The following is a 10,909-nucleotide window of genomic DNA, read 5'->3' as shown; positions in this document are numbered from 1 at the left end:
TACGCAAGCCATCTGGCCCGCGGTGCTTTTAAAGCATCGACTGAGGGGACTGGAGTGCCTCAATGCTCTCAGTCTAGGGCAACAGTTGCCCCCCCGCTTGTTTGCGCCGGAAAAGCGCGGCGTTCGTTTGTCCTTCGTTCTTCGTGCGCTCGACGGTTCGCTCGCCGGAGCACCTCATCGCGAGCTCGCCGAAGTTCTCATCGGTCAACGGCGCGTCCATGCCGACTGGGCGGATCCTCGCGATCATCTGCGCGACCGCATCCGTCGGGCCGTCTCGCGTGGCCGCGCGCTCATGAATGGTGGCTACAGAGATTTCCTAATTTGAAAAGCGACAGTCCGCGCTGTGCGTCGGTGGATGAACGTTCGCTCGCAGCTGTACCCGTCACCAACAGTTCGCCCGCCGACAGGACTGCATGGCGCCTTGCAAGTGCGCTCTGGTCTAGCTTGTCGATGCCGAAATGAGATGGGCGAGGGTGCCAAGGCGGTGGTTCATTAGGGCCGGCCTCGACCTGGACGCACATCATTGGTCGGAAAGCGGCGTGCACCGCAATGTCGCCATAGCAGCCAAGATCCTTTGAGGCCGGACCTGCAGTCCTGTTGGACCGGCGGGTGCAACAATATGGAGGGATCTGAGGCCTCACACCGTTCCCTGGTCGACAGCTCGGTCAACATAGCACCCACCGCTTGATTATGGAAATGGTGTGCCTGGAGTGCAGCGAGTAGCGGCTTGCTGCGCACTGTCCTAAGAATAGCAGTCATGACCCGTCTGGGGTTCTGCAACACGACGATTCAACCGCTTGGGCATTGTCGCATATCCCACAATGTAGAATGCGCAACAGGGCAAAAGCTGATCCATCGGCGGTTTATCAATGCTTTTTGGCTTGGCACGGCACATGCAACGCAATCGGCAAAAGGCGCACGAACTGAGTGGCCCATCGGCCCTAGGAGCGCTGACTTATGCCCTCCCAAGGCATGTCCGGCCCGACAGCGAGCTCAGTCTCCTGCCGGGCATCCGTGTTTCAGGTCAACGGCGTTTGGAACTTCCAATTAGGTGGCGGCATTGACCGCAGGCCGCCCCCCGGTGGGGCGGAGAGACAGTGCAGCAGGTTTCAAATCCCGCCCATGCAAAGATATTTCATTTCCAGATAGTCCTCGAGGCCATGACGGGAACCCTCCCGCCCGATGCCGGATTGTTTGATCCCGCCAAACGGTGCCGCCTCCGAGGACATGCGTCCCGTGTTGATGCCAACCATGCCATATTCCAGAGCCTCTGCCACACGCCAGACCCGCTTCAGGTTTGAGGCATAGAAGTATGCGGCGAGGCCGTATATCGTGTCATTGGCCTCGCGCACGACCTGATCCGCATCGTTGAAGCGAATGATCGGCGCGAGCGGCCCGAATGTCTCCTCTTGCGCGACTGCCATGACGCTGGAAATCTCGGTGAGGACCGTGGGTTCGAAAAACGTGCCATTCTTGCCGATACGCTGGCCCCCGCATCGTATTGTGCCGCCTTTCGCAATGGCATCTGCGACGTGAGACTCGATCTTGGCCAGAGCATGCTTGTCGATGAGCGGTCCGATGTCCACTCCGGCATCGAATCCGTCGCCAACCGACAAGTGCCGGATTCTTTCCACGAATTTCTTGACGAACTCATCGTGAACGCTCGATTGGACGTAAATGCGGTTCGCGGAAACGCAGGTCTGGCCGGCATTGCGGAACTTCGCCTGGACCGCACCGTCAACAGCACCGTCAATGTCGGCATCATCGAAGATGATGAAAGGTGCATTGCCGCCGAGTTCAAGGCTGACCTTCTTGATCTGGTCAGAGCACTGACGCATCAGCAGCCGTCCGACCTCGGTCGAACCGGTGAAGCTGATCTTTCGAATCTTGGAATTGGTGCAGAGTTCACGGCCCACGCGATCACCTTCGGACGCATAGATCAGGTTGACCACGCCATCGGGAAAGCCGGCCTGATGGGCGAGGGCGAACATTGCGCCAGCCACGAGCGGCGTCTGTTCAGCGGGCTTGAGCACGATTGTGCAGCCCGCAGCCAAGGCCGGCGAGATTTTGCGCGCCACCATGGAGGCCGGGAAATTCCATGGCGTGATCGTGCCAACAACGCCGATGGGCTGCTTGATCACTAGCATTCGGCGGTCTGTCGAGGGTGCCGAGATCGTCTCGCCATAGACGCGATTGGCCTCCTCGGCATACCATTGCAGATACGCCGCCGCATGCGATACCTCTGAAATGGCTTCGGCAAGCGGCTTGCCCATTTCCGCAGTCAGAATCGCGGCGAGATCGCCTGCATGGTCGATGATCAGCTGATGCCATCGCCAAAGAACGTCGCTACGTTCTCGGGCCGTCAACGCGGCCCATCCCGACTGCGCAACATAGGCCTTGTCTACCGCAGCACGTGTCTCCTCCACGCCCATATCGGGAAGCTCTGCCAAAACTTCGCCGGTCGACGGATTGACGACCTCGAACGTCTTATTGCCAACTGGTCTGCCGAGTGCCGGCAGGCGGTCGATGGCTCCAAACAGGTGCGGGGATTTCAGACGGCGGATCATCGGCAGGCACAGGGGCAATACCGGATTCCTCCTCAACGCAGCGAACATCCAGGTCGACAGGCCGTCAGTGTGTATTCTGCACCAGTGGGTTCGTCGTAGGGCCTCGGCAAAGCAGCTGGTAGACCACGCTAGCCCGATGAAAAGACAGCAGTTTCGTTAGTTTGAGTGCCCGCGGTTCATCAATTGATGGATTAAGCAGTCGGATGTTTGCTTCATCCACCATGCCTGCTGGTGGCATGCGACTGAATTCTGCAAAAAGGCGGCATACATGCTGAGGAGCGCCATTTCGGCGAGAGGCCGCCGGACCGCCAATGCCGCGCAAGGTCGGCGAAAACGACTCCGCGCGTCTGCATGATCTGCTTGGCCCACGGGCCTCCACATTCGCTCTTCCCACGAGAAGCCCCGATGAAGAAGGAAGGTGAGATGAGTTTCTTTACTCATCCTTGCCGCCCAGCGGCGGGCCGACCACCAAAATGGCGGGCTCGGCCGAAAGCAGCTTTTTGGCCGCCGCCTTGACCTGTTTGAGCGTCACCCGACCGATGCTGCGGGCGCGACGCTGGTTGTAGTCGACGTCGGCCTTGTGAATCTGCAAATCCAGGAGCCGGTCTGCAATCGAGCGGGTCGAGCCCAGTTGGTCGATGGCATAGGCGCCGATCAGGTGCTTCTTCGACGCCTTGAGCTCGGCCCCGGTCGGTCCTTGCTGCGCCATCTGCTTTACCACATCTCGCACGATGCTCAGTGTTTGGGCAGCGCAGTCCGAGCGTGTCTCTGTCGTAACCAGAAGCGAGTCAAGGGTTAGTTCAGAGCTGACGTGATAGGCAAGGCCGCGTTTTTGACGTACCTCCTCGTAAAGGCGGGAAGTCAAGTATGAGCCGCCAAGGATGTCGTTCAGCAGCACGGCCGCGTAGAAATCCGGCGCGCTAGGCTTCACGCCAGGCCAGGCCAACGTCAGCGAAGTCTGCGGCAGGTCGTAGTTCTCCTCCACCAGTTGACCGAGTTTCGGCGCGACATCGTAGACGGGGACGAGGGTTTGTTGCTCAGGCAAATCACCAAACAGCTGGTCAAGCCTTTCCCTCAACGTGTTCGCGTCAATGTCACCCACCACGGCAATATGGAGCCCGTCGCGAGCGAAAATGGCCTGGTGGAAGGCGCGGAGGTCGGACGGCGTGATGCCGGGCAGGCTCTCTTTTGTGCCTTCTCCCAGCCTTGAACAAGGATGCGCGCCATAGATCGCGCGCAGCCATTTGCGCTGAGCGATGGCGTTAGGGTCTCGCTCGCTGCCGACGATGCGGGAGACAATCTCGGCGCGGACGCGATCGATCGGCCCCTGCTCGAAGCGCGGCGCGTTCAGCGCGAGCCGAAGCAGGCCGAACGCCGCGTCCTGCTTTTTGGAAAGCATGCACATCGATCCGTAGATGTCGTCGCTTTGCGCGTCCAAACTCATTTCGGCGCCGGCATGGTCGAGCTTCACCTGGAAGGCACCGCTGTCGTAATGGCCAGCGCCTTCGATGAACAGGCCGGCCATCAGTTTGGCCATCCCCTCCTTCCCGACCGGGTCCTGCTTGGTGCCGCCCTTGAAGGCAAAGCCGATGTTGACGATTTCCACTGTGTGGTCCTCCACCAGCCAGGCGATGATGCCCTTTTCGGACTTCACCTCCTGGATGTTCATCGCAGCATGGGGCCGAGCGCCGAGCGTCATCTCTTGATTCTCCGTCTTGGGCAAGAGATAGCCCGTGGTCGAACGGTCGAACGCGAGATAGCGGGCGGCAACTGCTTTGATTTGCTCGGGGGTAACCTTGCGGATGCGATTCGGCCGTTCCTCGACATCCTTCACGGTACCGCCGGTGGCCAGCGTCGAGCCGTAGATGCTGGCGAGCCAGTCCAGGTTGTCTTCCGCAAAGATCATATTGAGCAAATAGTGGTCCTTGGCCTTGCCTAGTTCCTCGTTGCTGACACCATCCTCGGCAATGCGGGCAACTTCGGCAGCGGCCGCCGCTTCGAGATCAGCCAGCTTGGCATCGCCGCGCGGTGCGCCATAGATGGCGAACTTGGTGTCGTCGAGCATAGTGCCCTGGAAATAGACGCGGGCGCTGGAAGCGATACCTTGCTGGACAGCGAGCGCCTGGTAGAGCCGGCCGCGGTTACCGCCGCCGAGAATTTCGGCCAGCAGGTCGAGCGCTTCGGCCTCGCCCGGCTTGGCGGTGTGGTAGGACGGCACCACCCACTGCGTCGAAAAACTGGGCACGCTGACGCGGGCGTCTGAGAGCGTGACGGTGCGCCTGGTGTTCTGCTCGGGCTCAACCGGCCGGATGCGCGGCGGCAGGTCAGGTCCGCGCGCCACCTTGCCATAGGTCTTTTCGGCCAGCGCCCGCACCGTGTCCGGTTCGACATCGCCGGCCACGATCAGCACGGAGTTGTTGGGCCAGTAGTACTTTTCATAGAAGACGGTGGCGTCGACGCGGTTCAGCTGCTCGATCTCCTGCATCCAGCCGATGATCGGGATGCGATAGGGGTGGTTCTGCCACAGCGTCGCGTCGATCTCCTCATGGAGAACGTCCTGCGGGTTGGTGTCGGTGCTTGAGCGGCGCTCCTCGATGACCACATCGCGCTCGGTCTTGACGACATCGTCGGTCAGGATGAGGTTTCGCATTCGGTCGGCCTCGAAGCTCATCATCAGCTCGAGCGCCGACGGCGCCACTGTCTGATAGAAGGCGGTGTAGTCGGAGGAGGTGAAGGCGTTGTTGGAGCCGCCGATCTCGAACACTGCGCGGTCGAATTCGCCGCCCGCATGGTTGGTCGTCGCCTTGAACATCAGATGCTCGAAGAAATGGGCGATGCCGGATTTGCCCGGCGGCTCGTCGGCGCTGCCGATCTTGTACCACACCATGTGGGTGACGATCGGCGCCCGGTGGTTGGGAATGACGACCACCTCCATGCCGTTGTCGAGCACGAAATCCCTCGCCTTGCCGTCCTCCCATGCGACGGGGATCGGAGCCGGCCCCGCGCCGACCAACTCGGACGCAACGGACGTCCTGCGAAGCCCATGAGTGCGGGGCTTGCTTGGTAGTTCTGGTAGGGAGAGTGGGGTTATGGGCTGCGTTCCTGGCAAAGTGATCTGTTCCTCATTTTGAAGGATCTATGTCTCCCGAACGCCTATTGGGAGAAAGTGGATCGGCACGCGACGCCGAGCCACATGAGCCGTCAGCGTGTTGCTGGGCCTGACGCGAGCCTCATCTTTGGATGCGTCCGGGAAACTTTCGGCATGGTGAGGCCATGGGAAGTCTGCTCGTTATCCATTGGGTGTTTGCGGATACCTGAGCATGCCCCGTGCCAAGTAAGAAAGCCCCGATTCGCAAGGTTTGATCCAACCTTGATACTTGCGATATCCGACATTGTCGGGCATCCGACAGAAAGCGCCTTTCGCCGGCGCGCCGGCTATGACGCTCGCCTCCTCCGGCGTGACGACGATCCTTTGGCGGGCGCCGCGCACACCGATCTGCCCGCCTATCAGCACCGCGACATCGAAGGACAGCGCGATCGTGACTGGATGGGTCTTACGCAAACATGCAGCAGTGCCACCGCGATCAGGACTTCATCCGCCCCACAAAGACCCGAGCGCGAGGGACGACGTGTAAGGCAACATGTCATCCTCGATAATGATGCCGCGCATAAAGAGGTAAGGTCCCTCGTCGTACCGGCGAGCCCCTTCGCTGGGTCTCGCGAGGGTCTGGTTTGCGAACGTCGACCGACAGCATCACGGCATGGGCGGCCCCATCGGTAGGCAAGCATTGACCGTGCCATCAGCGTTGAGGCAGCGCAGAGCCCAATTTCCCGGTGCCAGCCGGTACGTTGGAGCTTCAACTGTGGCCAGCCAAGCGGGCCGAGGCCGTGAAACTCCTGATACCCTGGACCGTCCGGATTGCAACGCACGACGCCTTGGTCTCGCGCCAACGTCCATTGACGCTCAGCGAAGCATCATGCGGACGAGCTGGGAAAGCTTGGCCGGGCCGGCGCCTTCCCAGGCGCATGGGACGCGCGACGACCCATGTGGACCTTGGATTTCACTACGCACTTACGCTGCTTTGGCCTTGTCAGCAGCCTGAGCATAAAGCGTGCTCAGCTTTCAGGGCGAGCCTCTTTCATGTTGATAGCATCTGTCGTCATTCAGGATCGCCCCATTTTCGCATGCCGCTTGCAGCTTTCAGACTGTTGTCAGCCAGGGCCGCCATAAAGGGTCTCGTTTAACGCATTCGGGAGGCTTCATCACTCGACCACATTAATTTCGGGCCGTTCGCCGGCGCTCCGAATGGCACTTAACACCAGATCCTCTCCAAACCCGTGATGATCCAAGAGGAAAACGAAAAATCCCTAAATCATAAAAAAGCACCGATACGGTCGGCTCCAGGCTGATGAAATTGCGGTCTCACTGGCCACGCACGATACTTGCGATGGCGATGGCCATTGCAAAGGCCGGTCAAGCACCCAAGACGCTGACAAGCACGCCTCCGACCAAAGCTCGATCGTTGGCAGCCTTTCTAGCCGTATACTTGGGGCATTTTGGGACGGCGATCCGGACGCCGATTAAAACCTGCCGGTCGTCTAAATGGAATGGTTGGTCCGGGTCCTTACTGGACCTGCGCCAACCCGATCGGGCCGGCGCACAGGGGCACCCAGACAATTGGACACGTCGCCTTTGCGCGGCGGCTTGCACTTTCTCGGATGGCCTTTTTTCTCCCCGGGCGAAATCGAGCGAGCGGTGAGGCGGAGCCTTCGATTTTGCCGATCATGTCGTGTCGCTTCGATCGAACTGCTCAGACGATGATAGCGGCATTGATTGCCGCGGCCGAAATGCGTTGTGTGAAGTACGATTTCTACGCCGTATACATACTGCCGTACAGTTCGCCCTGTCAGCAGCCTTGCCAGCAATCCGCCCTGTGTCCAACTGTCGTCGAATTCACCGGTGTCATTGAGGAATTCGTATGATCGCCTCGAAACCATCATTGCGACCGCGGGCGGGCGACGCAAGCTCTAGACTGCCACCGATCCGCTGGATAACCATGTTAGCGATATGTAGACCAAGGCCTGAGCCCGCAGCAGGAGTAGCACCACGACTAAATCGCTTTGTAAGCCCTTCGAGGTCGGGGAGGGGCACCACCGGTCCGGCGTTTGCAATAGCGATGGTTCCATCAGTTTGGACGGAAACTGTTGTCGGAACAGTGGGCAGTCCATGTATCAGCGCATTCTCGATCAGGTTACGAAGGAGGATCCCAAACGCATCGACATCCACTTTGCGCATCAAAGTGGGGCAGCCGTCGACGTTAAGATGCAGGCGTCCGGCATATTGCGGCTTTTTCCTCAGGTCATCGATTTCCAGCCGAACCGATCGGACAAGATCGATCGCGTGATCCGCCATGCCAACCCCCGATTCGGCTTGAGCGAGCTGAAGCACTTTTTCGACAAGGCGGCCAAGGCTCGACAGCGCTTGCTCGATGCCGCGCGCACGCATTTTGGCCGACCCATTGGGAAGCTCGGCCACTAATCTCTGCATCTGAGCGATTGAACCTGCGATCGGCGTGCGCAGTTCATGCGCACTGTTTGCGGCGAACTCGCGTTCGGCCTCGAGAGCCGCCCGCAGACGATCGAGAAGCCGATTGACGGATGCCGCGATTGGAGCCAACTCTGCCGGGAAATCGCCCAAGTCCATTGGTGACAGATTGCCGCCGTCGCGCGATCCGATCTGCTGTCGCAGTACCTCGATTGGCCGCAGCGAGCGCCGGATCACGATCCACCAAACAGCTAAGCTAAAGGGCAGGAGCACGAGTGTCGGAAGGAAGACAAAAAGTGCGCCCTTCGCGATTGTGGTACGGCGGCCATCAAGCGGTTCGGCCAACTGATGATACACGCCGTCTTGGATCTCCTCTGTGTAGACGCGGTAATCAGCGTTTCGCCAAAAGCCGTTACTCAGGGGAGCATCAGGGAAGGGCTGCTGACCCTCTTCCGGTTCAGAAATAAGCACTACCCCGTACTTATTAATAACCTGCTCACGATAGGTCCAGTACTTTTCATAAGTTGGCAAGTGGTTATTGTATTGATCAACGTGTTTTCCATTCAAGACCTTGATCAGCTCTGGTTCTCTGTACTCTGCGCTCCCCTGGAGCAAGTCATCCGAACTTTCGTTTACATTATTGCAAAAAATGAACGCAGCAATGGTTGGGGCGGCGATCCAAACCAGGAGCGTTGCCCCGCCTAACCACGATATCAGCTTTCTCGTCATGCTGTTCGAGTTCGTCATGTGACCACGAGCCTGTATCCGGAGCCACGCACGGTTGCTATTCTATCCCCGCCGATCTTCTTGCGGAGCCGGCTGACATAAACCTCCACTGTGTTGCTCTCGAACTCCGAATTGAATGAATAAAGCGCGTGCTCGATCCTCCCCTTTGAAACGACCGAACCGGGCCGGCGTAGAAGGCAGTCGAGCACCGCCCATTCGCGTCCAGACAGGTGGACCTCCTGCCCGTCGCGGAAGAGGCGTCGCTCGGCTGCCTGTATGGAAAGCGTCCCAACCGAAAATTGCGGCTCCGGAAAATGCCCTTGGCGACGTGCCACTGCACGGATGCGTGCCGAGAGTTCCCCCAGATCGAACGGCTTGACCAAATAGTCGTCGGCGCCAGCGTTGAGCCCCTCGATGCGATGCGAAATCCGATCGCGGGCTGTCAGAATGATGACCGGCGTTGTATCAAGCCCCTTGATCAGCTCCCGCAGATAGTCGATGCCATTGCCGTCCGGCAGGTGAACGTCGAGCAAAATAACGTCGTAGCCGGCCACAGCTGCATGACCGCGCGCTCCGGACAGGCCCTCGGCCCAGTCGACCGCGTGGCCACCAGCCACCAAATGATCGTGCACAGCACTTCTAAGGTCGTCGTCGTCTTCAATGAGCAGTATTCGCATCAGGCTGCCGAGCTCCGGTATGAGGGCAAGGCTCCTGCCTTATTGATCGAAGCTGACAGTAGGCTGAACCGGCGCCAGCGAATATCTGGGGGCTTTCAGGCTGCTGTCAGCTACAATTGCAAGAAAGGGGTCGTTAACAAAGCCAAACGAAGAGGCCTTATGAAACCCCTCCTGATCTCGGCACTTTTGCTCAATGTGACCACCGGCGGCTGTACACTGGTTGGCGGGCAATTCGACGTGGCGGTCAACGAATGGCAGCCGCGCCACGCGTCAATGTCCAGGCTTGAAACTGACAGGTGTCTTAAATACGAGGGCACCGTAGCGGGTGCCTCCAGTTATCGAACAGTGCCTAGCAGGTCAGAAGTGCACTTTGACCATAGGGGTCGTCCGTATTTTCGGCGCTCGCGAACAGAGTCGACGGTCAATCGATGCGCCACTGCCAGAGTCTGGAACGGTCAAGTGTTTGTTATCCCCCGTCCGGGCCATATTCTCTGCCGAGGACCAAGAAGGCCCTATTTTCGGTGCCCACGAACAGAGCCAACGGTCAATCGATGCGCCACTGCCAGGGTCTGGAACGGTCAAGTGTTTGTGATCCCCTGTCCCGGCCGTGTTCTCTGCCGAACTCGCCCTTGTAGTCGGCACACCAAAGATCGTTAGGGCGACAGCCGTTTGAAAGTGGTGTCCCCGTCGCCCTGTTGCGCCTGCGCTTGCGGCGCTCGACCATGCCGTGGCGGTCGAGCACGGCATGCACGGCCGAGATCGCGGGCCGGTGCACATCCGGATACAGCCGGGCCAGCCGCTCGCGTATCTTCGGCGCACCCCATGTCGGCTTGTCTTGCTTGAGGCGCACAATCAGCTTCTCGATTTGAAACGGAAGCTGATTGGCGTGGCGATAGGGCCGCCGCGATCGGTCCGTCAGCCCTCCAGGCCGCTGTCGTTGTAGCGCGTGAGGATCTTGTAGCCGGTCTTGCGCGAGATATCGAACTCCCGGCAAAGCACCGCCATCTTCTCGCGTCCAGCAGCCGGGCGACGAACTTCAGCCGCTCTTCCATGACGTTACACTCCTTCCAAGGCACCTTGCTCTCCTTGCAAAGGGCCGAAAGTGTAACCCATCTATCCGGAATGAACTGTCACCCATCTCTCGGGAAGGAAAGTCATGGCCAAGGCAACTGGAAGCCGAATTTTCTTTTAGAGTATGAATCAGCGCCGTCTGCCGAAAAGCGCGTCCACGATCTTCCCTTTTGAAACGACCGTGCAGGGCTGGGGCAGACGGTAGTCGAGCACCGCCCATCCGCGTCAAGTCAGGTAGACCTCCTGCCCGTCGCGGAAGAGGCGTCGCTCGGCTGCCTGTATGGAAAGCGTCCCAACCGAAAATTGCGGCTCCGGAAAATGCC

Annotated in this window: 5 protein-coding genes and 3 pseudogenes; 1 reads left to right on the top strand and 7 read right to left on the bottom strand. The window is 59.4% G+C overall.

Annotation, left to right across the window (positions count from 1 at the left end; translation table 11 throughout):
* Positions 1-325 (top strand): DUF2285 domain-containing protein (locus EN991_RS09735; RefSeq protein WP_164768947.1); only part of this gene is annotated, 325 nt, incomplete at its 5' end.
* 784 nt (positions 326-1,109) lie between these two features.
* On the opposite strand, the gene EN991_RS09730 is transcribed toward EN991_RS09735, so the two are convergent.
* From EN991_RS09730 to EN991_RS09700, 7 genes and pseudogenes are all read right to left on the bottom strand, one after another.
* Positions 1,110-2,585 (bottom strand): NAD-dependent succinate-semialdehyde dehydrogenase, encoded by a 1,476-nt coding sequence (locus EN991_RS09730; protein ID WP_095769043.1) that lies wholly within the window; start codon positions 2,583-2,585, stop codon positions 1,110-1,112.
* 415 nt (positions 2,586-3,000) lie between these two features.
* Positions 3,001-3,726: pseudogene (locus EN991_RS41765) on the bottom strand (pitrilysin family protein); the annotation flags it as partial.
* 549 nt (positions 3,727-4,275) lie between these two features.
* Positions 4,276-5,580, bottom strand: a pseudogene (locus tag EN991_RS09720) (pitrilysin family protein); the annotation flags it as partial.
* 276 nt (positions 5,581-5,856) lie between these two features.
* A complete protein-coding gene (locus EN991_RS09715) occupies positions 5,857-6,129 on the bottom strand; it encodes a hypothetical protein (RefSeq protein ID WP_024505391.1) in 273 nt (90 codons plus the stop codon).
* Positions 6,130-7,530: 1,401 nt separating this feature from the next.
* A complete protein-coding gene (locus tag EN991_RS09710) occupies positions 7,531-8,859 on the bottom strand; it encodes a HAMP domain-containing sensor histidine kinase (protein ID WP_063169275.1) in 1,329 nt (442 codons plus the stop codon).
* Entirely contained in the window at positions 8,856-9,515 is a 660-nt protein-coding gene (locus EN991_RS09705; protein ID WP_024505389.1) for a response regulator transcription factor, read from the bottom strand. The genes EN991_RS09710 and EN991_RS09705 overlap by 4 nt, the downstream gene beginning before the upstream one ends.
* 619 nt (positions 9,516-10,134) lie before the next feature.
* A pseudogene (locus EN991_RS09700) lies at positions 10,135-10,567 on the bottom strand (helix-turn-helix domain-containing protein); the annotation flags it as partial.
* Between the last annotated feature and the right edge of the window lie 342 nt (positions 10,568-10,909).

The sequence above is a fragment of the Mesorhizobium sp. M7A.F.Ca.US.005.03.2.1 genome, from assembly GCF_003997795.1.
GTDB lineage: Bacteria > Pseudomonadota > Alphaproteobacteria > Rhizobiales > Rhizobiaceae > Mesorhizobium > Mesorhizobium ciceri.
Note: the sequence above shows the minus strand (reverse complement) of the source record. Positions and strands in the feature narration are given on the sequence as shown.